The 25,561-nt window shown below is 56.2% G+C and carries 22 protein-coding genes; 13 read left to right on the top strand and 9 right to left on the bottom strand.

Translation table 11 applies throughout. The annotated features are described in order from the left end of the window. Positions 1-102: 102 nt before the first annotated feature. The 3 genes from yghX to TH5_RS22415 all read left to right on the top strand — a co-directional run bounded on the left by yghX (position 103) and on the right by TH5_RS22415 (position 1,806). Positions 103-990: a YghX family hydrolase gene (gene yghX, locus TH5_RS22425; protein ID WP_114123756.1), complete on the top strand. Its 888-nt coding sequence runs from the start codon at positions 103-105 to the stop codon at positions 988-990. Positions 991-1,153: 163 nt separating this feature from the next. After that, positions 1,154-1,492: a class I SAM-dependent methyltransferase gene (locus TH5_RS22420; RefSeq protein WP_114123745.1), complete on the top strand. Its 339-nt coding sequence runs from the start codon at positions 1,154-1,156 to the stop codon at positions 1,490-1,492. Next, positions 1,465-1,806, top strand: a complete 342-nt coding sequence (locus TH5_RS22415) for a hypothetical protein (RefSeq protein WP_114123744.1) — start codon at positions 1,465-1,467, stop codon at positions 1,804-1,806. The genes TH5_RS22420 and TH5_RS22415 overlap by 28 nt, the downstream gene beginning before the upstream one ends. Before the next feature lie 163 nt (positions 1,807-1,969). On the opposite strand, the gene TH5_RS22410 is transcribed toward TH5_RS22415, so the two are convergent. The 4 genes from TH5_RS22410 to TH5_RS22395 all read right to left on the bottom strand — a co-directional run bounded on the left by TH5_RS22410 (position 1,970) and on the right by TH5_RS22395 (position 5,789). Next, positions 1,970-2,896, bottom strand: coding sequence for an ABC transporter permease (locus tag TH5_RS22410; RefSeq protein WP_208638518.1), 927 nt, complete (start codon positions 2,894-2,896; stop codon positions 1,970-1,972). A gap of 3 nt (positions 2,897-2,899) precedes the next feature. After that, complete coding sequence (locus TH5_RS22405; RefSeq protein WP_114123743.1) at positions 2,900-3,679, bottom strand: ABC transporter ATP-binding protein; 780 nt, start codon at positions 3,677-3,679, stop codon at positions 2,900-2,902. Between the two features lie 83 nt (positions 3,680-3,762). Next, positions 3,763-4,749, bottom strand: coding sequence for an ABC transporter substrate-binding protein (locus tag TH5_RS22400; protein WP_114123742.1), 987 nt, complete (start codon positions 4,747-4,749; stop codon positions 3,763-3,765). A 137-nt stretch (positions 4,750-4,886) separates the two neighbouring features. Next, entirely contained in the window at positions 4,887-5,789 is a 903-nt protein-coding gene (locus TH5_RS22395; protein WP_114123741.1) for an AraC family transcriptional regulator, read from the bottom strand. A gap of 158 nt (positions 5,790-5,947) precedes the next feature. Between TH5_RS22395 and TH5_RS22390 the strand changes: the two genes are divergently transcribed. Next, positions 5,948-6,703, top strand: coding sequence for an SDR family NAD(P)-dependent oxidoreductase (locus tag TH5_RS22390; protein WP_114123740.1), 756 nt, complete (start codon positions 5,948-5,950; stop codon positions 6,701-6,703). A 6-nt stretch (positions 6,704-6,709) separates the two neighbouring features. Here TH5_RS22390 and TH5_RS22385 read toward each other — a convergent pair whose 3' ends face one another. The 3 genes from TH5_RS22385 to TH5_RS22375 form a co-directional block, all read right to left on the bottom strand. Continuing rightward, the gene (locus TH5_RS22385; RefSeq protein ID WP_114123754.1) at positions 6,710-7,078 is read right to left on the bottom strand and encodes a VOC family protein; all 369 of its coding nucleotides are present in this window, start codon (positions 7,076-7,078) and stop codon (positions 6,710-6,712) included. A gap of 25 nt (positions 7,079-7,103) precedes the next feature. Further along, a complete protein-coding gene (locus TH5_RS22380; protein ID WP_114123753.1) occupies positions 7,104-8,264 on the bottom strand; it encodes a hypothetical protein in 1,161 nt (386 codons plus the stop codon). Between the two features lie 172 nt (positions 8,265-8,436). Beyond that, positions 8,437-9,108, bottom strand: a complete 672-nt coding sequence (locus TH5_RS22375; protein WP_114123739.1) for a TetR/AcrR family transcriptional regulator — start codon at positions 9,106-9,108, stop codon at positions 8,437-8,439. A 165-nt stretch (positions 9,109-9,273) separates the two neighbouring features. Here TH5_RS22375 and TH5_RS22370 point away from each other — a divergent pair, with 165 nt between their 5' ends. The 5 genes from TH5_RS22370 (at position 9,274) to TH5_RS22345 (ending at position 17,605) form a co-directional block, all read left to right on the top strand. Further along, positions 9,274-10,443, top strand: a complete 1,170-nt coding sequence (locus TH5_RS22370) for an efflux RND transporter periplasmic adaptor subunit (RefSeq protein ID WP_114123738.1) — start codon at positions 9,274-9,276, stop codon at positions 10,441-10,443. Positions 10,444-10,467: 24 nt separating this feature from the next. Next, the gene (locus TH5_RS22365; protein ID WP_114123737.1) at positions 10,468-13,614 is read left to right on the top strand and encodes an efflux RND transporter permease subunit; all 3,147 of its coding nucleotides are present in this window, start codon (positions 10,468-10,470) and stop codon (positions 13,612-13,614) included. Positions 13,615-14,004: 390 nt separating this feature from the next. Then, the gene (locus TH5_RS22355; RefSeq protein WP_114123735.1) at positions 14,005-14,874 is read left to right on the top strand and encodes an SH3 domain-containing protein; all 870 of its coding nucleotides are present in this window, start codon (positions 14,005-14,007) and stop codon (positions 14,872-14,874) included. 365 nt (positions 14,875-15,239) lie between these two features. Further along, positions 15,240-16,568, top strand: a complete 1,329-nt coding sequence (locus TH5_RS22350) for a hypothetical protein (protein ID WP_147250167.1) — start codon at positions 15,240-15,242, stop codon at positions 16,566-16,568. Between the two features lie 2 nt (positions 16,569-16,570). Beyond that, on the top strand, positions 16,571-17,605 hold the full coding sequence (locus TH5_RS22345) for a hypothetical protein (protein ID WP_147250166.1): 1,035 nt from the start codon (positions 16,571-16,573) through the stop codon (positions 17,603-17,605). A 57-nt stretch (positions 17,606-17,662) separates the two neighbouring features. Here TH5_RS22345 and argE read toward each other — a convergent pair whose 3' ends face one another. Next, on the bottom strand, positions 17,663-18,850 hold the full coding sequence (argE, locus tag TH5_RS22340; RefSeq protein WP_114123732.1) for an acetylornithine deacetylase: 1,188 nt from the start codon (positions 18,848-18,850) through the stop codon (positions 17,663-17,665). Beyond that, the gene (locus TH5_RS22335; protein ID WP_114123752.1) at positions 18,847-19,614 is read right to left on the bottom strand and encodes an NAD kinase; all 768 of its coding nucleotides are present in this window, start codon (positions 19,612-19,614) and stop codon (positions 18,847-18,849) included. The genes argE and TH5_RS22335 overlap by 4 nt, the downstream gene beginning before the upstream one ends. A 305-nt stretch (positions 19,615-19,919) precedes the next feature. Here TH5_RS22335 and TH5_RS22330 point away from each other — a divergent pair, with 305 nt between their 5' ends. From TH5_RS22330 to TH5_RS22310, 4 genes are all read left to right on the top strand, one after another. After that, on the top strand, positions 19,920-20,645 hold the full coding sequence (locus tag TH5_RS22330) for a TetR/AcrR family transcriptional regulator (protein ID WP_244205007.1): 726 nt from the start codon (positions 19,920-19,922) through the stop codon (positions 20,643-20,645). A 145-nt stretch (positions 20,646-20,790) separates the two neighbouring features. Then, positions 20,791-21,714, top strand: a complete 924-nt coding sequence (locus TH5_RS22325) for a sulfurtransferase (protein ID WP_114123730.1) — start codon at positions 20,791-20,793, stop codon at positions 21,712-21,714. Between the two features lie 106 nt (positions 21,715-21,820). Further along, positions 21,821-23,044 (top strand): YeeE/YedE family protein, encoded by a 1,224-nt coding sequence (locus TH5_RS22320; protein ID WP_114123729.1) that lies wholly within the window; start codon positions 21,821-21,823, stop codon positions 23,042-23,044. A gap of 821 nt (positions 23,045-23,865) precedes the next feature. Next, positions 23,866-25,561: DEAD/DEAH box helicase (locus TH5_RS22310; RefSeq protein ID WP_147250165.1), on the top strand; the 1,696-nt coding region annotated here is incomplete at its 3' end.

Genomic DNA, 25,561 nt, shown 5'->3' with positions numbered 1-25,561 from the left:
GGATTTGTGATTTGCCTGCCGATGCGGATTGCCGAAAACTTTTCGCATCCTTGCCACCGAATTCATGATTTCCGCCCCGGTTAATCCCGAAGGGAGCATATGATGAACCGTTTGACGGCCAAAGATTTCTCGCCGCAATTGCTTGAGCTTTATGATTTTTATGCGCACGGGATCATTTCGCGGCGCGAATTTCTTGACCGGGCCGCGAAATATACTGTCGGTGGGGTCACCGCAATGTCGGTTCTGGCGTCGCTTAGTCCGGACTATGCACTTGCGACACAGGTTGAGTTTACCGATCCCGATATTGTCGCCGAATATATCATGTATCCGTCGCCCAACGGCCATGGCGAGGTGCGGGGCTATATGGTGAAGCCCGCAAATCTGACGGGCAAGGTCCCCGGCGTGGTGGTGGTGCACGAAAATCGCGGGCTTAATCCCTATATCGAGGATGTGGCGCGCCGGGTGGCCAAGGCCGGTTTTATTGCCCTTGCCCCGGATGGGCTGACATCGGTTGGCGGATATCCGGGCAATGATGACAAGGGGCGCGAATTGCAGCGTCAGGTCGACCCGACCAAGCTTATGAATGATTTCTTTGCCGCCATCGAATTCCTGACCGCGCATGAGGCAACCACCGGCAAAACCGGCATAACCGGTTTTTGTTATGGCGGGGGTGTGTCGAATGCCGCGGCGGTGGCCTATCCGGAACTTGGTGCTGCTGTGCCGTTTTACGGCCGTCAGGCGGACGTGGCCGATGTGCCGCGCATTCAGGCGCCGTTGCTATTGCATTACGGCGAACTGGACGAGCGGATCAATGAAGGATGGCCTGCATATGAGGCGGCATTAAAGGAACATAACAAGGTTTATGAGGCCTATATCTATCCAGGCGCCAATCACGGGTTCCATAATGATTCAACCCCCCGCTATGACGAGGAGCAGGCCAAGTTTGCCTGGGACCGCACGATTGCGTGGTTCAATAAATATCTGAGCTGAACTGCGTTGCAGCCTGCACATTTATTAACAGCCCGGCAGTCACTATTCCGCCGGGCTGTTTTGTTTTCGGCTGTCTTGTTTAGTGGCGCTTGACGGGAATGGCTTTTACGATACATCATAAGTTACGTGATTCGATGTGGCTTGTGATGAAGGAGCATTTTCGATGCAAAACGCGACCGAACGGCGGGAAAACAACCCGGTTGAATTCTGGGAAGATCATTACCGGACAAAAAAGACCGACTATTCGGGTAATCCGGGGGAGTTGCTGGTGCGGTATGTGGCCGACCTGACGCCGGGGCGGGCATTGGATATTGGCTGTTCGCATGGGGATGATGCGCTTTGGCTGGCCGGGCGGGGCTGGGATGTGACGGGGGCTGATATTTCGCAAACCGCGATTGCGCGGGCGCAGAAGCGTCTGTTGGGGAGTGACCTTGCCGGGCGGGTACGGTTGTTGCCTGCGATCTGGAACACGAGATGCCGGACGGGGAATATGATTTGGTGACCGCGTCCTATTTCCAGTCGCCGGTGGCCCTTGCGCGGGCCGATATCCTTCGGCGTGCGATGGCAAAGCTGGTGCCGGGCGGATATTTCCTGTGTATCGCGCACGCATCGGCCCCGCCGTGGCGCAAGGGAAATGGCCAGCATGAATTTCCGAGCTTGCAGGAGGAACTTGATGCCTTTGCCCCAGCGCCGGGTGAATGGATTTTGCATAAACCCGGGAATATGACGCGCAAGGTGACCGGGCCGGGGGGGCAGGTTGCCGACGTCAGCGATATCGTACTGTTTTTTGAGCGCGTGGGCACCGCGCGTCGGTAGGGGAACCTGTGGCGCGATGGACTCCTGCCTTCGCGGGAGTGACGGTTTAGGGGAATGTTACCCTTATGGTCGTCATGCCCGCGCAGGCGGGCATCCATCGGGCGGCAAGTGTGGTCTTTGGGGATCGGAAAAGGGCGGGATCATGTGACCCCGCCCGTTGTTTCTATTCGCGGAACTTTTCGCGGGCTGGGGCACCGCCGCGACCGCGTTTGAGGCTGGGTAGGGCCAGCATGGCAAGCACGAAAAGCCCGGTTGCCAGTTTGAGATCAGGCGGGGGCATACCGGCGGCCAGGCAGAGCGACACCAACTGATAATAGATGATCGCACCGACAAACGGAGCGAGGAGTTGGCGGAAGACGCTGTGTTTGCCAACAATCGCCTCGCCGATCATGAGTGCTGCCAGACCATTGATCAGGATGCCAAGGCCCATATTCACATCGGCAAAGCCCTGTGACTGGACCATAAGCGCGCCACTGGTGGCCGAAAAGGCACTGGCGAGGCCAACACCGCCGATGGTCGAAACCCAGACGGAAATGCCTTGTGCTTCGGCCATTGCGGGGTTGGCGCCGACCGCGCGCATGGCCGTGCCCTTTTCGGTTTTGAAAAACCAGTTGAGCGCCACGAACACCGCCGCCCCGATGATCCCGGCAATGATGATCTTGGCCGCCGGGAAGCCCGGCGTGACGAAGGGCGCCCAGTCAAAGACCGAACCGGTGCCAAAGATCGACAGGTTCGATTTGCCCATGATGCGCAGATTGATGCTGTAAAGCATCGTCATCATCAGGATCCCGGCCAGAAGCGTATGGATGCGGAACCGCAGATGAATAAGTGCCGTGCAACAACCAGCAGCAAAACCACACAGAAGGGCGGCGATGATTGCCAAAGCCGGATTGACCCCGGCGGCAATCAATACCCCGGCAACACAGCCGCCCAGCGGATAGGCGCCTTCGCTGGTGAGGTCGGGGAAATGCAGGGTACGGAACGGGATCATGATGCCCATGACGACGAAAGCCAGAATAAGGCTTTGGGCCAATGTTACCGGGACCAGCGCCACATAGCTTGTGAAGGTCGAAGAGAGGAATTCCATCATCAATCAGGCCCCCAGCAACATGGCATCGGATTTGACCGAGAAATGATCGATCAGCTTTGCCACCGTGACACCGGCCTTTTCTTCGCCGCCGATTTCCAGTTTGACCTTTCCGGCGTCCAGCATGATGACGCGGTGGCCGTAATCAACCGCGTGCTGCATGTTATGGGTGACCATCAGGGTGGTGAGTTTAAGCGCATCAACCGCGCGCACGGTTGCCCCCATGACAAGATCGGCAGTGCGCGGGTCAAGGGCGGCGGTATGTTCATCAAGCAGCAGCAGATCGGGCGATCCGCCGACCGCCATGATGAGGGATAGCGATTGGCGTTGCCCGCCAGATAGCAGTTCAACACGGGTATCAAGCCGGTTTTCAAGGCCAAGACCCAGGATCGACAGGCGTTCCTTGTAATCAGCAAGACGTTTGGGATTAAGCCCACGGGCAAATGTGCGGCTTTTGCTGCGCAGTTCGGCAAGCAGCATGTTTTCGGCAACCGTCATGCTGGCGGCAGTACCCAGCATCGGGTCCTGAAACACACGCGCAATCCGCATGGCGCGTTTATGCACGGGCGTGTTGGTGACATCATCGCCATTGATCAGGATCTGGCCGCGATCAAGGGGCATCGCGCCGGAAACGGCGTTTAGCATCGTGCTTTTGCCTGCCCCGTTGGAGCCGATGACAACACCGAATTCGCCGGTTTGAAGTGTCAGCGAAAGATCATCAAGCGCGACTTTTTCGTCGGGCTGGCCTTTGTAAAAGGTTTTTCGTGCAGACCGGATTTCAAGCATCCGTATCCTCCGTAAAGCAACATTGGCGCCCCCCGGTGATACCGGAATGCGGGGCGCCAAATGTAATGTGAGGCCGGATCAGCTTATTCGACGACGCAGCCGCAATTGGCGAGTGCCTCGGGAATGGTGATGCCAAAGGCATCGGCGGCTTTTTTCGAAATCAGTGGCTCGTGATTGACATAGGATGGTTTGGACGGCGCGATGGATGCCGCGTCCTTGCCATTGAGGATCTCCGCCGCAATGATGCCGGCACTTAAGCCGACCTGCGCATAATCGACCGAGAAGCTGGCAGGCACGGTGCCATTGGCAACGGCCGAGCTATCGGAATTGACAATCGGAACGCCGATCTGGCGCGCAGCCGCCGAAACCGCGGCAATCGCCGGCTGGATCAGGTTTGATGCCGGGGTGTAGATGACATCGGCCTTGCCAGCGACCGACGTGATGCGCTGCTGGATATCATTGACGTTATCAATTCCAACTGGGACGACTTCAAGGAAGTGTGCCGGGGCCAGTTCCTGCACCTTTTCAAGCAGGGCCACGTCATTGGCTTCGCCCGGGTTATAGGGCAGGGCAAGACGTTTGGCATTCGGCAGCAGCAGTTTGGTGAATTCCAGAACCGCATCGATATCCTGCAAGTCCGATGCACCGGTCATGCCTTCATCACCGGCTTCCCACGACGGGACCAGCTTGGCGGCGACCGGGTCGGTCACGGCGGAAAACACGATCGGAATGCCCGATCCGGCCAATGCTTTCTTGGCGATCTGGGAAACCGGGGTGGTGACGGTAAAGATCAGTTTGGGATTTTCGGCCTGCAATTTGGCGATCATCTGGGGCACCAGAGACGCATCAAAATTGGTGTGGCTTTCGGAATAGACAACGTCGGTTCCCTCGGCAAAGCCGCCGCTTTCCATGCCTTCCTTGAAACCGGCGATGGCGGCGTTCAACTGCGGATGTTCACCGAAATTGGCAATGCCGACCCTGATTGGTTCGGCAGAGGCGGTGCTGATGGCCCCCAGCATCGCGCCAGCAATCAGAAGACCGGAAAGCGGACCGGATTTGAAGATTTTCATTTTTTACGAAGCTCCCTGATTTATCAGGCCGGTATGTGGCAGACCGACCCTGCCAACGGATCATGCGAAGTTCGACACGGCCCGTCAACAGGATGTCACGCGCAGCACTGTAGAATTATCAGGGAAAGGTGATGTTGTTATTCGGCGGCCCGGGATGCAGGCGATTGTTCCCGCGCCATATCGCGGTCGGTGGCCGGCGGCATGCCAAACATGCGGCGATATTCGCGTGTGAACTGCGACACGCTTTCATAGCCGACATCATAGGCGGCACTGCTTGCGGTCATGCCTTCGGCCATGATCAGGCGGCGTGCCTCGATCAGGCGAAGCTGTTTTTGAAACTGTCGCGGGGACAGCGAGGTCACGGTTTTGAAATGCTGGTAAAACGAGGATGGGCTCATGCCCGCAGTTGCGGCAAGTCGATCCACCGGCAGAGGTTCGCTGAATTCCTCGCGCAGGATGGCGACCGCACGTGCCACGCGCTGGGTATGGCTGTCGGGCCAGCCAAGCTGGCGGATGGCAGCGCCATGCGGGCTGGTCAGAAGCCAGTAATGCAATTCGCGGATCAGGGATTGATGGAGCATCGGAACGGCATCGGGACGATCAAGCAGACGCATCAGGCGAAGGGCAGTATCGGCGACCTCGGCATCGGTGGGGGCGACAATGACGGCGGCATCATCGCTTTGCGGCGGGGTGCCCATCTGCAATGACAGGTCGGCAATCACCGATGGATCGAGATCAAGCACCAGCGACATATAGGGCGCATCGGAACTGGCATCGGTGATCTGGCTTACGGTCGGGACATCGGCCGTGATCAGAAGGGTATCACCCGGGCGCAGGGTGAGGGTCCGATTGCCAAGGGCAACCTGCTTGCTGCCCTGAAGGATAAGGCAAACCAGCGGGCGGGAGATGGCATAATCCAGCCCGCTTGGCGTGACGGACCGGATGGTCGTCAGGCCGGGAATGGGTGTCTGGGCCAGTCCGCTGTCGATGGAGCGGGTATCAAGCCATGACCGGACCGAGGTGAGAAGCGCGTTTGTCATGCCGTGATCCTAATCCCGATTGATATCGTCGTAAATATGGTTTGGAGGATTAGGCTAAGTATGCCGAGGTTCCGGCAACGACGGGCGGGAGGGGGCAGCAGTATAACGGACAACACCAAACAGCGTGAACCAACATCACCAAACCAAGGAGTTGTCCGATGACCAAGATTTCAATTGTAACCGGTTCCAGCCGTGGCCTTGGCCGCAATACCGCCCTTGCCATTGCCCGCCACGGCGGGGATGTAATCGTGACCTATCACAGCCGTTCTGACGATGCCGATGCAGTGGTTTCGGAGATTAAGGCAATGGGGCGGAAGGCATTGGCCCTGAAGCTTGATGTTGCTGACATTTCCAGCTTTGCCGGTTTTGCCGAAAACCTGCGCACCGGATTGCGCGACGTCTGGGGCCGGGAAACGTTTGACCATCTTGTCAACAATGCCGGTCATGGCGACATGGCATCAATTGCCGAAACCACCGAGGCACAGTTCGACAAGCTGGTTGATGTGCATTTCAAAGGGGTTTTCTTCTTAACGCAGGCTTTGTTGCCGCTGATTGCCGATGGCGGGCGGATCGTCAATCTGTCTTCGGGGCTGACCAAGGGGGCATTCCCCGGATTTTCCGCCTATTCGGCGGTCAAGGGCGCGGTCGAGGTGCTGAGCCTTTATATGGCCAAGGAGTTTGGGGTACGCGGCATTGCGGTCAATACGGTCGCACCGGGCGCGATTGAAACCGACTTCCTTGGCGGTGCGGTGCGTGATACCCCGGATCTGAACAAGGTATTTGCCGAAATGACGGCCCTTGGCCGGGTGGGCGTGCCTGATGATATCGGCCCGATGATTGCCAGCCTGCTGTCAGAAGACAATCGGTGGGTCAATGCCCAGCGGATCGAGGTTTCCGGCGGGCAGGGTATCTGAGCCCGGTCAGGAACGGACTGCAAAGGCCCGGCTGGAAATCGAAACCGAATTTCCGGACGGGTCTTTCATATTGGCGAACTGATAGCCATCCGCCTGATGGATCGGGCCGACATCAACGCCACGGGCAACCAGTTGTTTGCGGAAGGCGTCGACATTCTTGACGTCAAAGACCAGTTTGATGAGGGACTGGCCTTCTTTCTGTCCCTTGCCCGCAGGATGAAGCATCAGGATCAGCCCATCTGTTGCCGGGCGCAGTTCGACAATGCGGTCGCCCTCGTGACGGACCGCGCGATAGACGAAAAGATCGCCATAGAAGCGGATCATTTCATCGATTTTTCTGGTGTAAATAACGACCCGGTTACAGGTAATTGGCATCTGGGTTTCCGTTCGCCCCAAGCTGTCAGCTGCCACTTGTGCCGCTAAATACCGTGATGCCATTCACGACAATCCGGCCATCGCGCAGCAGTTCCACGTCGTAATTCGTCGTGCCCTGTTTGCCCGGTTCACCGGCTGCAAGGCCATCGACGGCAAAGGGAACCAGCGCACCGAGCAGGGTCGGGCTTTGCGGGGTGCCGATCAGGTCCTGCAGGCGTTCGCGCCCGATCAGGTCGACGTCAAGTTGGCCCGAAAAGCCGTAACGCGCGGCTTTCTGGGCGATGAATTCACCCTTGCCCAGTGCTTCGAGGCCACGGCCTTCGACATAGATTTCGTCAATCTTGACCGGGGCACCGTTATCGGCGGCCTTTTGCCAGAGGTCATTGGCGATCTGGCGACGGGCCGCACGCGGGGCAAGGCCGGTCATCATGTCGTTAAAGCCCTTTTGCAGGATAGGCCGGGCTTCGGACCAGGGCAGGTCGGTGCTGCTGCTTTTGATGCGCACGGTGCGCGGTTGCAGCAGGCTTGGCAGCCACAGGCCGTCATGGGCGTAATCAAGATGGGTTTCGTCGTTTTCACCGGGATAAAGCAGGAAGCTTGTGGATTTGACCGAGCCAAGTTTTTCCCGGTTCGGTCCGGTCCACTCGGCGGCCTGCCATGAAATGCGGGCTTCTTCGGGCATCCAGCGAATGACAAGGCCATTCATCAGCCAGTGTTTACGCGTGACCGGTTCATCACCGATCAGGAAATCCGCCGAACCGGTGAAGTTGACCGGCACACCGTTAACATGGTCCCAGCGCAGGCTGCCCAGTGCCTTGCGCATGGTCAGTTCGCGCTGGTCACTGGTGGCTTCGGCCAGCATTTTGCCGCGTTCGGGCAGGGTTACGCCAATATCGACCTGATTGGCGATATCGGTATCGTTCATCGTGACCCGGACATCATCCAGGACCAGTTCACGCGCCGAGCTATAACCGCTGAGATCAAGGCGGACATCGTCATAGGTGAAGATGACGGCACCATTGCTGTTTTCCGCCGACATTTCGGTGGCGGATATGCCGTTCTGCATCAGGATCGCATCCATGATTTCGCGGGCCTTCTGCGTTTCAAGTGCAAAGGCGGTTACGCTTGTTGCGCAAAGGGAAATCAGTGAAACACCAATGCCGATGACAATACGGCGTGCAGGCATGATCGGGGCCCCCAAGGGTAATGGTTTGAACGGTTCCATTGTTTAGCGCAAATTTGGTGAAGATGGGGCAGGGATTGCTGCAAGCTGCCTTCAGGCTGCCCTGAATGGCCTTGGTGTGAAGTGTATCACATCGGATTTGCAGGGTGATCCGCGGTTTGCAGGTCCATCCGGATCAGTCCGAGGCGCATCCCAGTTCGTCGCGTTTGCTGTCGGCGGCAACACCGCAGAGGAAGACATCGACGGCGCGTTTGACCCTTATTGTGATCTCTTCCTCGCTGAGTTTGGGCGGAGAGATCATTTTCATCACCTGATTCTGCCAATCGCCGACAATCATCGCATCGAAGATTTCCGCATAATGATCGGGATCGTCGATGACAAGATTGCCAAGGTCGTTCTGGCGTTTCAGGTAGTTTGCAAGGCGTTTGCGTGTGCTTTCGGGGCCGACTTCAAGGAACTTCTCAACCATTGGTATAAAATGCTGTCCTTCGGAGAACAGAATCTGCGTGAAGCGAACGGCTTCCTCGGTTAGTATCTTGGTCGATAGTTTAAAGGCGAAGTCGGTCAAAGCGTCACGAGGAGGGAGATTGGATTCCAGCGAAATATGCAGTTCCGCGGAAAATTCCATGCACCGTTCTGTCATGACGGCAGTCAGCAACCCATCCTTTCCGCCAAATGCCTCGTAGAGAGTTGTACGTGAGCCACCAGATCGAGAAATTACGTCATTTAGCGTAACGCCAGAAAAGCCTTTCTCCAGCAGAAGCTGCCATGCAGCATCCATCATCGCGCGTCGTCGTGCGAAGCCGCGACTGGATTGTTTTCCTTGGATTTCTGACGTTTCGCTCATGGTTTTTCGATCTTTTCTGTCGGCGGTTTTTTTGGCTCTTGATCGTGCAGCGCACAATGTGTACTGTACCGTACAGTATTTAATAATTCAATGGCAAAGCTGCCTGATATTCCCCGGCACGGCAGCGGTGCTTACAGGACTGTGAGAAGGAAAATCATTTTGTCGATGCGATCTTGTTTGAAACTTGCAGGCGTTGCTGTGCTTGCATTGATGGTTGCGGCCTGTGACGAAGCGCAACAGTCGGATGCCAGCGCACAGCAGCAACCGCAGGCAACGCCGGTTGGTACCGTGACGCTTGAAGCGCAGACCGTCGGTCTGATCGAGGAAATGCCGGGGCGTACCGTTGCCTTCCGCAAGGCTGCCGTGCGCCCGCAGGTCGATGGTATCATCAAGGAACGCAACTTTACCGAAGGCGCGTTTGTTGAAGCCGGTCAGCAGCTTTACATGATTGATCAGGCCGTCTATATGGCGGAACTTGACGCGGCGCAGGCGGAACTTGCCAAACAGCGTGCGACCCTTGATCAGACGACGAAAACCCGCACGCGTTATGAAAGCCTTGTGAAAACCCAGGCGGTTTCCGAGCAGACCTTTGACGATGCGATTTCGGCAGAAGCGCAGGCGAAAGCAGCGGTTGCCGCTGCACGCGCGCAGGTCGATCAGGCACGTATCAATGTTGAATACACCACCGTAACCGCCCCGATTTCCGGCCAGATCAGTTCGTCTGATGTGACCGAAGGTGCGTTGGTGACGGCCAATCAAGAGGATGCGCTGACAACGATCACCCAGCTTGATCCGATCTATGTCGACGTGACACAGGCCGGTGGCCGGTTGCTGAAAATCAAGCAGGCGATCCAGAATGGCCGCATTCAGGGTGTTGAAAACGGCAAGATCGAAGTCGCCCTGATCATTGATGCGACAGGTGTGGAATATCCTCATACCGGGACATTGCAGTTTTCTGACGTATCGGTGAATGAAACCACCGGAACGATCCGCCTGCGTGCGGTTTTCCCGAACCCGGATGGTGTGTTGCTGCCGGGCATGTTCGTGCGGGGTCAGGTGCGTCAGGGCAAGCTTGAAGGGGCCTTCCTTGTGCCGCAGAAAGCGGTGATGCGTCGCCCGGACGGCTCGGCGTATGTCTATACGATCGGCGACGGCAAGGTCGTTTCCAAAGATATCCAGATCGAACAGTCGCAGGGTGAAAACTGGCTGGTCACCGATGGCGTCGAGGATGGCGAACAGCTGATCGTCGATGGCATTCAGCGTATTGCACCGGGGGCGCCAGTAACGGCGGAACCTGTCGAGAGTGCGAATGCCGCCCAAGGTTCAGCCCAGTAAGCTGACGATTAAGGACGATTTCTAATGGCAAAGTTTTTTATTGATCGCCCCGTCTTCGCCTGGGTTGTGGCTCTGGTGATCATGCTGGCGGGGGGGCTGTCCATTTTGCAGCTGCCGATCGAGCAATATCCGTCGATTGCACCGCCATCGGTGCAGATCGAGGCGACCTATCCGGGTGCTTCGGCGGAAACCGTTGAAAACACGGTGACGCAGGTCATCGAACAGGAAATGAACGGGCTGGATTACCTGCGCTATATGTCGTCGAACAGTAGTGCGACGGGTAGTGCATCCATCACCCTGACCTTTGAACCCGAAGCCGATCCCGATATCGCGCAGGTGCAGGTGCAGAACAAGTTGCAGGCCGCCATGTCGCGCCTGCCAAGTGAAGTTCAGCAGCAGGGCATCACGGTTTCGAAATCAAGCGGTTCGTTCCTGATGGTGGCGGGCTTTGTGTCGGCCGATGGTTCGATGAATGCCGAAGACCTTTCGGACTTTGTGGTGTCGACCATCGAAGACCCGATTGCACGTGTGAACGGTGTTGGTTCGGTACAGGTGTTTGGTGCGCAGCATGCGATGCGCATCTGGCTCGATCCGAACAAGCTGATTTCCTATAACCTGGCGGTTTCCGATGTCAGTTCGGCAATCGAAGCGCAGAACACGGAAGTCACGGCCGGTCAGATCGGCGGTGCGCCGTCGGTGCCGGGCCAGCAGATCAACGCGACGATTACAGCCCAAAGCAAGCTTACGACCGTTGACGAATTCGCCAATATTCTGCTGCGTGTGAATACGGATGGTTCGCAGGTCCGTCTGGGCGATGTGGCGCGCATCGAGATCGGTGGCGAAAGTTACGAGGTCGTTGCGCGGTATAATGCACAGGCCGCTACCGGTATCGGTATCAACCTTGCGACCGGGGCCAATGCGCTTGATACCGCCGAGGCGGTGAAAGCCCGCCTTGAGGAGCTTAAACCTTTCTTCCCGCAGGGGATGGAAGTTGTTTATCCGTATGACACCACCCCCTTCGTCAAGGTTTCGATCGAGGAAGTGGTGCGGACCCTGTTTGAAGCTATCGCGCTTGTCTTCGTCGTGATGTTCGTGTTCCTGCAAAACTGGCGCGCGACCCTGATCCCGACGATTGCGGTGCCGGTGGTTCTGCTTGGTACGTTTGGTGTTCTTGCGGCGTTCGGATATTCGATCAACACGCTGACCATGTTTGGCATGGTGCTGGCGATTGGTCTTCTGGTCGATGATGCCATCGTTGTGGTCGAAAACGTCGAACGCGTGATGCATGAAGACGGCTTGCCGCCGCGTGAAGCAACGCGCAAATCCATGAGCCAGATTACCGGTGCACTTGTCGGTATTGCGCTGGTTCTGTCGGCGGTGTTTGTGCCGATGGCGTTCTTTGCCGGTTCGACCGGGGCGATTTATCGCCAGTTCTCGATCACCATTGTTTCGGCGATGGTGCTGTCGGTGATCGTGGCGATTGTCCTGACACCGGCCCTTTGTGCGACCATGCTTAAACCGTCCAAGGGCGATCCGCATGCCAAAAAGGGTTTCTTTGGCTGGTTCAACCGCGGTTTCGATAAGACCAACAACTTCTATCAGGGCAGTGTTGGTCATGTTGTGAACCGCAAATGGCGCTATCTGTTCGTGTACGGCATTCTTGTCGGTTGTCTGGCCTTCTTGTTTGTTCGTTTGCCGGGGTCATTCCTGCCGGAAGAGGATCAGGGGATCATGTTCTCGATGGTTCAGCTGCCAGCCGGTGCCTCGCAGGAGCGGACGGTCGAGGTTCTCAAGAAGCTTGAAAAGCACTTCATGGAAGACGAGAAGGAAGTGGTGAACGGTATCTTTACCGTGGCGGGCTTCTCATTTGCCGGTAATGGCCAGAATGCGGGTATCGCCTTTGTGAACCTTAAAGACTGGTCGGAACGGACATCGCCCGGTCAGTCGGTTGAGGCGGTGATCGGGCGGGCCTATGGTGCCTTTGCCCAGATCCGCGAAGCCATGGTCTTTGCCTTTGCCCCGCCTGCGATTATCGAACTGGGCACGGCGAACGGCTTTGACATGCAGTTGGTGGACCGTGGCGGTGCGGGGCACGATGCCCTGATCGCGGCACGAAACCAGTTGCTTGGCATGGCGGCACAGGATCCGCGTCTGGTCGGGGTGCGTCCGAACGGCCTGAATGATACACCACAGTTCGACATCAATATCGATCAGGAAAAGGCAAGCGCGCTGGGTGTCAGTATTGCCGACATCAACCGCACGCTGGCAACTGCCTGGGGCTCAAGCTATGTCAACGACTTCATCGAGAAGGGCCGTGTCAAGCGCGTCTATATGCAGGCAGATGCGAAATACCGCATGATGCCCGAAGATATGGATCATTGGTATGTGCGCAACAGCCATGACGAGATGGTGCCGATTTCGGCCTTCTCGACCACGCAGTGGACATATGGTTCGCCGCGACTGGAGCGCTTTAACGGTCTTTCGTCTGTCAATATTCAGGGGCAGGCGGCACCGGGCGTTGCATCGGGTGATGCGATGACGGCAATGCAGGAAATCGTTGCCAAGCTTCCGGGCGGCATCGGCCTTGAATGGCAGGGGCTTTCCTATGAGGAACGCGAAGCAGGCGAACAGGGCCCGGCCCTTTATGCCCTGTCGATGATCGTGGTCTTCCTGTGCCTTGCCGCACTTTATGAAAGCTGGGCCATTCCGGTTTCGGTGATGATGGTCGTGCCACTGGGCGTTTTGGGGGCCGTGATTGCAGCGCTGCTGCGCGGGCTTCCCGATGACGTTTACTTCCAGGTGGCGATCCTGACCACGATTGGTCTCTCGGCCAAGAACGCCATTCTGATCGTCGAGTTCGCGCGTGAGCTTTATGATCAGGGGATGGGCCTGCTTGAGGCAACGGTCGAGGCCGCGCGCCAGCGTCTGCGTCCGATCATCATGACCTCGATGGCGTTCACGCTGGGCGTTTTGCCGCTTGCGATCAGTACCGGTGCCGGTGCGGGGGCGCGTATCGCGGTGGGGACCGGGGTGATGGGCGGCATGATTGCGGCCACGATCCTTGCGATCTTCTTCGTGCCGTTGTTCTTCGTGCTGATTGTTGGCACCTTTGCCAAAAGCCGTTCGAAACGCGGTGACGTCAAAGCCGCCCACGAACATCCGGCGGAATAAACCAAAAAGCAAAGCCGGTCTGATTTAACAGACCGGCTTTGTCGGCGCGCTCGCGACGGTTGCAGACTTGTCTGCGCAGTCCCCCGACCCCGCCGTTGCGCGTGCGTAAGAAGGGCTGGTGCAATGCACCGGCCCTTTTGTTTTGTCCCGACATGGTCATAAGGTCAAGCGGGTAATTTTCCCTACTCATTCGAATGGGTTTCAACTTTCAGGTGCTATTCCTTTGTGTTGGATAGGCAAATTGACGATTTCTGTTTCACTGATCTTGGTTTTTTTCAAGCAATTTAATTGCTTTTGCGTGTGTTCAAGTTGCATTGACATCTAAAAGTTTAGTTCGATAAATCTTTATTAGGGACAGTCGTTTGATTTGCTTAACAGGGGCATACTTTTATGAATAAAGCAGTGTTACGTGGCACGACCGCGCTCGTTTTGATGTCTTTACTTGCCCTTGGGGGATGTAACAAAACTACCGGACAGACCGTTGGCTCCATCGTTGGGGTGGTTGGCGGAACGATACTTGGTGCGCAATTCGGGAACGGCACGGGGCAGCTTGTTGCGACAGCGATTGGGGCAACAGCGGGTTATATGATTGGCGACTGGATCGGGGGAATGCTGGACCCGACGGACGCCGAAGCCGTGCAGCAAAGAACCAATCAGACACTTGATGCCGGAAATGATGGCGATGTGGTTACCTGGAACAACCCCGATACGGGGGCAAGTGCGGAAATTGTTCCGACCAACACCCGCCAGGTTGCAGCCAAGGTGGAAGTGCAGCGCCCGAAAGTCGTGGCAAGCCCGGTTGGTATGACGATTGTCGGTGAAGAGCGTGTGGTCACCAAGGGGGCCAATGTGCGTTCCGCGCCTTCGACGGATTCTGATGTCCTGACAGGATTGCGGGCAGGAGACCGGATCAATGCGGTTGGTAGTGTTGCCAATGGTAACTGGTATCTGGTGGGGCGTGATGGCAAGGCCATTGGGTATGTGTATCACACGCTTCTGGCAGAGCCGAATGTGATCCCCGATATGCAGATGGCCGCAGCAGATACGGCACAAGATCCCGAAGCAGCGAAGGTCGCCGAGGAAAAGGTTGTCGAACGCGATAGCGATGTCATTGATCTTGACGCAGAGTTTGAGACCGAAACCCTTATCGTGCAGACGACCTGTCGCGATGTTTCCATGACAGTAAGTGACGGTAGCGAGAGCGAGCAGAAAAACTATTCGGCCTGCAAGTCGCCGGATGGTGTCTGGGAGCTGGGTTGATGGGATATCGGCGTTTTATTTTGGCACCGCTGATGATATCAGCGGTGGCTTTGTCATTGCCGTTTGACGTTGAAGCGGCAGAAACAAAGCAGATCGCGCGGTCCTCGAAGCTTGGCATCGAGCTGTTTGGCGTCGGGGGCGATAATTGGTGCAAAGCGGATGCGCATTTGAAGCTTGCACGCAACGCCGACAGTCCTTTGGTCGATAAGGAAGAAACCCTTTTTCCGACAATCGCAAAGGTATTTGACGCGGAATGCCCGCAGATGGAAGTGGCCAGGGTCGAGGTAACCGACAGCGCCGGTACCCTGACACGCGATTTCCGTATTGCAAAGGCCAGTGGGTGGGCTATTGCGCCAGAGGCTGCGGTGGGTGATCCCGCGCAAAAAACTGCGGAGGATGTGTCGCCGAAAGACGATGCAGCGAAAGAAATAACCGAAGTACCGGAAGCGCCGCCAGCGCCGACTGTTGCAAAGCAGGAAAAGCCGGTTGTTGTTGAGAAGAAGCAACCGGATGTGAAGCCGGTTTCCTTGACGGCCGAGAATGTCTTTTGGCTTGCAGCGAAATACTATCCCGAGGCCCTGAACGATGATCGTGTGATTGATCAGTTAGCGTCAATAGATGGCTGCAAAGAATATAACGCGGTAAAAAACAATGAATTTGATTATCGGGACTGGCGGGAAAAGGTCAGGCCGGGGGTTTTGGTTAGTTCACTGGCCGCCGGTGACGTCTTTGAGTTTACCCTCGATTTTCGCGTCGACCGGGGCTACGACTTTGATACCTCTATGTTGGATATTGGAAGCTTTACTCCTCGGGCGAAGACTTACTCTCTGACTTGCAGGTATGATAACTTCAATGACAATGTAATTGCAGGGAAGGTGTCCGTTAGTTTCGAAGGGCTACCAGATAGTTTTAACCAAAAAATCTATTTGCCGGATAATTTAGGGCGTAGCGCGGTTGATCGACTGCAGGAAACGCGCAATGAAGTCCATGTTACTTATCGTGCACGGTTAAAGGATGGTGGGCTTGAAGACGAGCGTTGGAACCGTTTTTACAAGCTTAAAGCCGAATTCATTGATGTTAAAATCTATACCGGAAAGCAAAAGGATTATTTGCTGGTCCATCATGATGAGGCGAAGTTTGTTGCGGCGCGTGAACAGCATATGGCCGAAGTGAGGAAGGCCGCAGAAGAGCAGCGTCGGGCCGAGGAACAGCGTCTTGCTGCCCAGCGCAGCCATGAAGAAGAGCTGCGCCGTGTTCAGCAGGAACGCGAGGATGCGCAAGCGCAAAAGCTTTATGACAGTCTTGCCGGAGATGGTGTCGTTCCGGCCAAGCTTGCGGCCTTGCATCACGATGGCAATCCGTCTTTTGACAATCCCTATGATATTGCCGCCAGCGCCTTTTCTCGCGGCCAGAAATTTCCGGTTCGGGCCTTTGTGGAGGTCGGGGATCGCGACAGTGTCGGTTATCGCGCCAAATGGCCATCGCGTGTCTATCTGACGGGGGAGGGGCTAGAAGAAGGTGATTGGTATTTTGTTTCCGGGATGGGGGACGGCCAGAAGATCGACGGCGCGCTTTATAGCGTTATATCAGTTGATAAGGCGACGAAATGTGATGGCCGGATTTGCATGAATAAAGAAGATGTTGCGGCTTATGTCCGGTCACAATATCCGCAATGGTCAGGCGCAAGGGAATAGGTGTGGATATGGAACAGAATAATAATCATATGTCCGAGCCTTCCCGAAAAGGTCGCAAAAAAGTCGGGCTGATTGCAGCGTTGGTTGCGATTGTGGTTCTTGTGGGGGGATATTTCGCCTTTCAAAGTCATATCGCGAATGAGGCAGAAATCGAGATCGCCCGGTTCCTTCGTGAAAACCAACTTGATCGCGACATCCGTTATCGTGAAATCGATGCGTCCCTCATTGGGCAGAGCGTGACTTTGTATAACCTGCGACTGAGTTTGCAGGGAACAGAGGGCACTGTTGGGGCATTAACTGTTTCGAACTATGATTTGGACGAACGTAGCGGCCAGTTGAGAAGTGTCGATCTTCTGCTGGAAGACGTTGATTTTCCGATTGCAGCAAGTCCGTTCGGACTATTTGGCGGACCGTCGCCGTTTCTGATCGGAATGGACGCTATGCGAGGCGATATTGGTATTGAGTATGAGTATGATATAGCCAAAGGTGACGTGTTGGCGGCCGTTGAGGTTTCGATGCCTGATTTTCTTGATGGTGAGTTCGAAGTCAGTATCAGCCGTTTCACGGCCCCACCAGTGGAGCGTTTTTCTGCGCGTGGCTTTAATACAATGGGGCGGATGTTTGATGACATGGGGAAGGCCGATTTGAATTCGGTTTCTCTGCGTTTGACGGATCGGGGTCTTAAAGACCGGATTGCAGAATATGCCAGTGTGGAAAGTGGGGCTGCTCTTGATGGGGCAGCCTATCGCAAAGAGCTTTTCCATAAGCTGGATCATCAAATTTCGGAAAATCCACCCCAAAGTCGGTTCGAGAATGACATGGCTGAGGTGGCCAAATCAGTACTCGATGCTTCCGGGGGGACTTTAACAGTTGCCTATGAACCGCAGTACCCGACACCGTTTGAAGATATTGGTTCGGCTGTATTCGAGGTTATGTTTGGTGGCTTTGGGGGGCTTGGAAAACAGGCGACCCGTAACCGTGATGCCTTGTCTGAACTGATTGATCGAGAGGTCTTGAAAATCGAGTTCGATAGCTGATTAAAAAAGGAAGCAGCCGTCAAAGGCTGCTTCCTTGAAGCAATCTGGGCTAAAAGTCTATTTCCGCACCAACACCGCCAAAAGCCTATCCAGGAACTTTTCACAGCGCGCGAGCTGGTCGAGTTCGATGAATTCGTCGGGTTTGTGGGCCTGTTCGATGCTGCCGGGGCCACAGACAACGGTGGGGATGTCGCCCATCGCCGAGAATACACCGGCTTCGGTGCCGAAGCTGACCTTGCCGGTGGTGTTGGCCCCGGTCAGTTCCATGACCAGTCTGGTGACTTCCTCGTCATCGCCGGTGGCGAGGCCCGGCATGTCGGAGACGACTTCGATTTCAACCCCGACATCATCATAGGTTTCGCGCATTTGCGGGATCAGGGTGTTGTCGAGATAATCGAAAATCAGGCCCTTAAGTTCGTTGCGGTCATGATTGGGCAGATTGCGGAATTCGAAATCGACATAGCAATTCTGCGGGATGATGTTGAGCTGTGTGCCGCCATGGATCACGCCGCTATGGAAGGTCGTATGGTTGGGAACGAACTCGTCATCATGCGGGCCTTCATTGCGGAATTTTTGGCCAAGGCGGCGCAGGAACACCACGAATTCGGATGCGAATTCAACCGCATTGACACCTTCGCCCGGAAGCGACGAATGGCCCGACCGGCCGGTGAAATGCGCGCGGGCGGAATATTTGCCCTTGTGCTGGGTAATGACCTGCATGTTGGTGGGTTCGCCCACGATGCACATGGCGGGCTTATGGGGCAGGGCGTTGATTGCCTCGACCAGGCTTGGCACGCCGAGGCAGCCGACTTCCTCGTCATAGGTGAAGGCAAGATGGATCGGCACGCGCAGATCGGCATTTTTGAAGGTTTCGGCCTTGGCCAGCAGGCAGGCAAGGAAGCCCTTCATGTCACATGCTCCGCGGCCATAAAGCTTGTCGCCGCGGATATCGGTGGTGAACGGGTCGGATGCCCAGTTCTGGCCTTCGACCGGGACCACGTCGCTATGGCCTGACAGGATCACGCCGCCATCAACCGCCGGGCCGATGGTGGCATACAGGTTCGCCTTGCTTCTGGTTTCATCAAACACAACCGCGCACAGATAGCCGAGACTCTCAAGATAGCTTTGCGCCTGTTCGATCAGGGCAAGGTTCGGGGTCAGGCTAACACTTGGATGGCTGATCAGTTTGGCGAGCCAGTCAAGGGTTGCCGCAGACGGCATGGCGGTTGTGTTGGCGGCACTCATTCGACGAATTGTTCCTTAAGAATGCGTTCTTCCAGATTGTGTTCGGGATCGAACAACAATTTGATTTTCATGTTGCTGTCTTCGCGGATGATTACGCGCGAGACATCGCGAACCTCGGTATAATCGGCCACGGCGGAAACCGGACGTTTTTGCGGGTCCTGCACATCAAAAACAACTTCGGCACCGTGCGGCAGAAGCGCGCCGCGCCAGCGACGCGGGCGGAACGGGCTGATCGGGGTCAGGGCCAGAAGGCCGCTTCCCATCGGCAGGATCGGACCGTGTGCGGACAGGTTATAGGCCGTACTTCCGGCAGGTGTGCAGACCAGTGCGCCATCGCAGACTAGTTCGGCCAGCCGTTCAACCCCGTCGATCTTGATGCGAAGTTTTGCCGCCTGCCGTGTTTCGCGCAGAAGCGAAACTTCGTTGATCGCAAGCGCACACATGCTTTCGCCCTGCATGGTGTGGGCTTCCATCTGAAGCGGGTGCAGTTCGACAGTCTGGGCTTCGGCGATGCGTTCGGGCAGATCGATTTCGCGGAATTCATTCATCAGAAAGCCGACCGTGCCTCGGTTCATGCCATAGATCGGCACCTTGCGGCCCATATAACGATGCAGGGTTTCGAGCATGAAACCATCGCCGCCAAGCGCAACAATGACATCGGCGGTGTCCGGCGAAACATGGCCGTAGCGATGCTTTAAGCGATACATCGCGTCTTGGGCAATTTTGGTGTCGGCAGCGACAAAGGCGATGGAATGAATATGCATCTGCTTTCCGATCGAATGCGATCCTGTCATCGCATGCCACCATAATCGTTAAGAGGGTGGCGTTTGGCCTGGTCTTGATATGCGTTTCCATGCCGTTTCCGGCCGGATATGGGAACCGTATCACGGCCCCGTAATCCCGTAATAGAGACTGGTTTGCTTGGAATTGCAAGGGGCTGGATCATCTTGCGGACGGGGATGCTGTGAGCAGGGGCACGTTAGGTGCAATGTGCTCTCGTATTGACCTTGGATCAAAAACAGGGGAACCTTGGGCAGCCTTATCAAACGTGGCACAAGATATAAAAATCATGAGCAAACCGCCCTTTAGCATTAATGCCGCACTGGCCCGGATTTCCCATCCGGATGAGCCGGTGGATGAGGGCGCGATTGAAAACGCGCTTGCCGAACATTCGCAAAATGCCATGGCGACCACACGCCAGCCCCGCAATCCGCAGGCCACCCGCAAACTGATCCTTGATGCCGCATTCTACGAAATCCGCATGGCGGGGTTTGCGGGGGCATCGATCAACCGGATTCTGGACCGTACCGGCACGACCAAGGGGGCGCTTTATCATCACTTTCCCGGCAAGGCGAAACTCGCCTATGCCGTGATCGAGGAGTGCCTGCCGCAATATATTGATGATGTCTGGCTAAAGCCGCTGGATGGCGAGGAAGATATTCTGCCTGTCATGATGGGGCAGGTCGATAGCCTTGGTACCAAAGAAGCCCCCAAGCTGCTTGAAGGTGGCTGTCCGCTGGCGCGGCTGGCATCTGGGGCGGCGGAACTTGATGACAATCTGCGCAAGCGGATCGACGGGGTTTACCGATATTGGCGGCGGGGGCTGGCGCTTCATCTGGGCCATGGGCAATTCAATAAAACCATCCGCACCGATATCGAGCCGTCTTCGGTGGCTGAATTTATCATTGCTACCCTGCATGGCTTCCTGACCCGCCCGCCTGCCTTGCGCAACAGCGAAACCCATGATGCGTTCGCACGTGAATATGCGCGGTATCTGAACGGGCTGAGACCTTAGCGTTTAAAGGCAAAAGGGTTGCTCAATTAACGGTGTTTCATTTTATAACAAAAAATAACTGTTATTTTCGATTAATTGACATTGTATACGTGGTGATTATATAAGTTTCACAGATTTCTAATTCACTAAATCGGAGACAGGCCCCATGCGTTCTCTTATTCTTTCTGCTGCTGCGGCAGTGGCGATTGTCTTTGGCGGCGCGGCAGCACAGGCCGAACGCCTGACCGAAAAGCCGCTGGTCGATGCCGCATGGCTTTCGGACAATCTGGAAAACCCTTCACTGGTGGTTGTCGATATCCGGTCGCTGACCAAAGAAGGCAGCCCCTATGATGCCGGGCATATTCCGGGTGCGGTTTTTGCGCCTTATGGCAAGTTCGGCTGGCGCGCCAAGGTTGGCGAGGTTGTTGGCCAGTTGCCACCGATTGATGTGATATCGGCCCGGATCGGCAGCCTTGGCATTGATAATGACAAACAGGTTGTTGTCGTCCCGGCTGGTCAGAACAGCTCGGATTTCGGTTCGGCCACGCGTGTCTACTGGACCTTCAAGGTGCTGGGTCATGATGCCGTAACCATCCTTGATGGCGGGCAGCGTGCATGGGAAGCCGCCGGTAAGCCGGTATCAAGCGAGGCGGTTGCACCACAGGCCGTGGCCTTCAATGCCAATTTCCGCCCTGAGCTTCTGGCGACCGCCGATGACGTTGCCAAGGCACGTGAAAATGGTGTTGCGCTGGTCGATGCCCGCCCAGTTTCGCAATACAAGGGCGAAAGCAAAAGCGGTGTTGTCGCCCGTGCTGGTGCCATTCCGGGGGCAGTCAATATTTCGCAGTCCGAGTTTTATAATGATCAGCAGGGTGCGTTTGTCGCATCCGATGTGATCGAAGGACTGGTGGAAAATGCCGGTGTTGCCAAGGACGGCGCAGAAATCACCTATTGCAATACCGGCCATTGGGCATCGGTTGCGTGGTTTGGCCTTTCGGAAGTGATGGGCAACAAAAACACCCGTATGTATGACGGCTCGATGACCGAATGGGCGGCTGATCCGTCACGCGAAGTGGTCATTCCGGAATAATTCGGAAATACGGCGTAACGTCCCTATAATACGCGATGTTTTAACGGAACCGGTGATTCCGGTTCCGTTCGTTTTCAGGTTCCCTGTCAGATAGAGCGTCACCACCATGTCTGAAACGACCCTTTCCCAACGCGCACCAAGCGCCCCCGTGCCGGGCTTTAGCTTTGATAAAGGACCGGCGGCCGTTACTGCTATCCTGTTTGTCATTGTCGCGGTGCTTATTGCGCAGGCCGTCGATATCCATCAGGCCGTGCTTTATGGTCTTGGCGGATTGCTTGGCATTGCGCTTTATCATGCGTCATTCGGGTTCACCGGTGGCTGGCGCCGGTTTTCGGTTGAAAAGCGCGGCCGCGCGATGCGGGCCCAGCTTTTGATGATTGGCGTTGCTGCGGCGGCGTTTATTCCGTTGCTTGCCATTGGTGCACCCCTTGGTACACCGATTGTGGGGGCGGTGGCACCGGTTGGTGTTTCGGTTCTGGTCGGTGCGTTCATGTTCGGACTTGGCATGCAGCTTGGCGGTGGATGCGGATCGGGCACGCTGTTTACGGTTGGTGGTGGCAGCGCGCGCATGTTGCTGACGCTTGCATTCTTTATCATCGGGGCGGTGATTGGTACGGCGCATTTGCCAATGTGGCTTGAGCTGCCTTCCATGCCGCCCATTAGCCTTGGTACCGAGTTCGGTATCTGGGGTGGTTTGGGCGTGACCTTTGCCGGTCTGGTGTTGATTGCGCTGATCACGGTCTGGGTTGAAAAGCGTGCACATGGTTCGATTGAAGCCGCACCGGTCGCGCCGCGTGCGGGATTTGCCCGGTTGCTGCATGGTCCCTGGCCGATGGTCGGGACCGGTGTTCTTCTGGCGGGGCTTAACGTCGCAACGCTTTTGAGCGCGGGGCATCCGTGGTCTATCACGTTCGGGTTTGGTCTTTGGGGTGCGAAGATCGCCCAAGGCATTGGCATTCCAGTCGAAACCTGGGAATTCTGGAACTGGGCCGGTCCGGCCAAGGCGCTTTCAAATTCGGTACTGGCGGATAATACGTCGGTGATGAATTTCGGCATCGTGATCGGGGCGGCATTGGCGGCAAGCCTTGCGGGCAAATTCGCGCCCAAGGTCAAGGTACCGTTTGCGTCGCTTCTGGCGGCGGCGATTGGTGGAATATTGATGGGCTATGGGGCGCGGTTGGCATTTGGCTGCAATATCGGCGCGTTCTTTAGCGGCATCGCATCTGGCAGCGTGCATGGCTGGCTCTGGTTTGTTGCTGCCTTTGCCGGTAGCTGGATAGGGATCGCCCTTCGCCCGGTATTTGGCATGGACGGATTTAAAAAGTCATGAGTGAAAAAAATACAATCCTGTTTGGTGCGGTTTTCCTCGCGGCCAGTGGGGCGGTGGCGTTTGATCATTTCAATCATACCAATGCCCCCGTCAATCCACCGGCAATCAGCAATCCGGCCAACAATCCAGTGGCGAGGGGCAATCCATGTGCGGGTAATCCGTGTGCTGCAAACCCTTGCTCGGCGAATCCCTGTTCTGCCAATCCGTGTGCCGCCAATCCTTGCGCAGGATATAATCCGTGTGGGGCAAATCCCTGTGCCGCAGCGCCGTGCAGTGCCAACCCTTGCGCAGCCAGCCCATGTGCAGCAAATCCTTGCGGCGTCTACAATTCATGCAAGGCTGGGAATCCTTGCGCGGCTTCGCCCTGTGGCCCCGGATATGCCCCGGCTCCCTGCGCACCGGTAAATCCGCGCCACGAATATATGAACCCGTGTGCTGCGACCAATCCATGCGCGGCTGCAAACCCGTTCGGGGCAGGGAGCCCTTGTTCAGCTAATTAGGGGTGGAAGTATTTGTCGTTAAAACAAGCCCGGAATGCTTAAGCAACGGGCTTGTTTGCAATTTAAGCGTGGCTCATGACAAACATGGTGTTTGACAAGCCGATAAAACTCTGCGCATGGTGCCCTTGTTATCTGATCGCTCCAGAAGCGTAGAGGGGACTTTATTGGCCTCGCCTGTTGAGTGATCTACCGGAAAACCGCATTGAAGGGCCCTACTACGCGGGCTTTTCCGAAAGAATATGCAAGGCGCAGAGCTGACGTAATACATTCAAGGGCCGATTCCCTTCCCTCTGCTGCCGCAATACCAAGAGATACTTTTATTTGACCCAATTTTCGGATCTCGGCCTGGCCGAGCCCGTCCTTCGCGCTCTCAAGCATGAAGGGTATGATGTGCCCACGCCGATCCAGGCGCAGGCCATCCCATCTCTCCTCGAAGGCAAAGACCTTCTGGGGATAGCACAGACCGGCACTGGCAAGACTGCTGCTTTTGCACTGCCGATCTTGGACCGTCTTTCCAAAAACGAAACCCGCACCCCGGCCAAATCGTGCCGTGTGCTTGTGCTTGCGCCGACGCGCGAACTGGCCGCCCAGATCGGCGACAGTTTCCGTGCCTATGGCCGTTTCATGAATGTTTCGGTTGCCGTTGTCGTTGGCGGTGTCGCGCATGGCCCGCAGATCAAGGCGATTACGCCGGGTGTTGACGTTCTTGTCGCAACGCCGGGCCGTTTGCTTGATCATATCGATGCAGGCAAGCTGAAGCTGAACAATGTTGATGTCGTCGTGCTCGACGAAGCCGATCATATGCTTGATCTTGGCTTCCTGCCGCCGATAAAACGCATTATCAAGATGCTGCCGCGTGATCGTCAGAACCTGTTCTTCTCGGCTACCATGCCGACCCAGATCGGGCAGCTTGCCGGTGATATGCTTTCCGATCCGGTCAAGGTTTCGGTGACCCCGGTTGCTACGACCCAGGAACGTGTCGAGCAGTCGGTCTATATGATCGAGAAAAACCGCAAGCGTCAGCTTCTGGCGGAATTGCTTGATAACCCGCTTTTCAAACGTACCCTGGTCTTCACGCGCACGAAGCGCGGCGCGGATCGTGTGGCGCGTCATCTTGAAAGCTGCAAAATTAGTGCTGCCGCGATTCATGGTAATAAAAGCCAGAATCAGCGCGAACGTGCATTGAACGCGTTCAAGGATGGTCAGATCGGCGTTCTGGTCGCAACCGACATTGCCGCACGCGGTATTGATGTCGATGGTGTGACCCACGTTGTGAATTTCGAACTTCCGAATGTCCCGGAAAGCTATGTGCACCGTATCGGTCGTACCGCACGCGGTGGTGCCAGCGGTTCGGCGATTGCATTCTGTGACGAGGAAGAACGCGGTCTTCTGCGTGATATCGAAAAAACCACCCGTCAGTCGATCCCGGTAATTGATCGTCGCGATGCAAAGGCAGCCGCTGAGCAGGACGCGATTTCAAAAGCCGAGCGCGATGCAAATCCGGAACGCCGTGCCAGCAATGGCAATGGACGCGGCCGGAATGGCGGTGGTCGTCCGGGTGCAGGCAATCGTAATGGTCAGGGGCGCAATGAGGCCCGTGGTCGTAATGATCGCAATGACCGGAATAATGATCGTCGTCGCACCGAAGAAACCACGCGTGATGTCGCCAGCGGATCGGAAAATTCCGGCCGTTACAAAGGCGGTATCAAAGCGGGTGCGGATCGTAACGAACGCAATGATCGCAATAACGAGCGTTCTGATCGCGCAGCGGCTCGCCCGCATGGGCGCGATAGTGCACGCCGTGATAGCCGCGATGCCCGTGATACCCGTGGCGCAAATAGCGATAATCGGGTTCGGACACCGAAAAAGGTGACTTCGAACGGGACGGGCGGCGGTGACAATCGTATTGCATCGAACCTTTCATTCCTTGGCAGCTCGGACGAGCGCCGCACAACCGGCAACGGTGCGAGTGCAAATGGTAAGCCGGGTAATTCCGGCAAGCCGGCCGCCCGCAACG

This window comes from Thalassospira xianhensis MCCC 1A02616, from assembly GCF_003326475.1.
GTDB lineage: Bacteria > Pseudomonadota > Alphaproteobacteria > Rhodospirillales > Thalassospiraceae > Thalassospira > Thalassospira xianhensis.
This window is presented reverse-complemented; position numbering and strand designations above follow the sequence as displayed.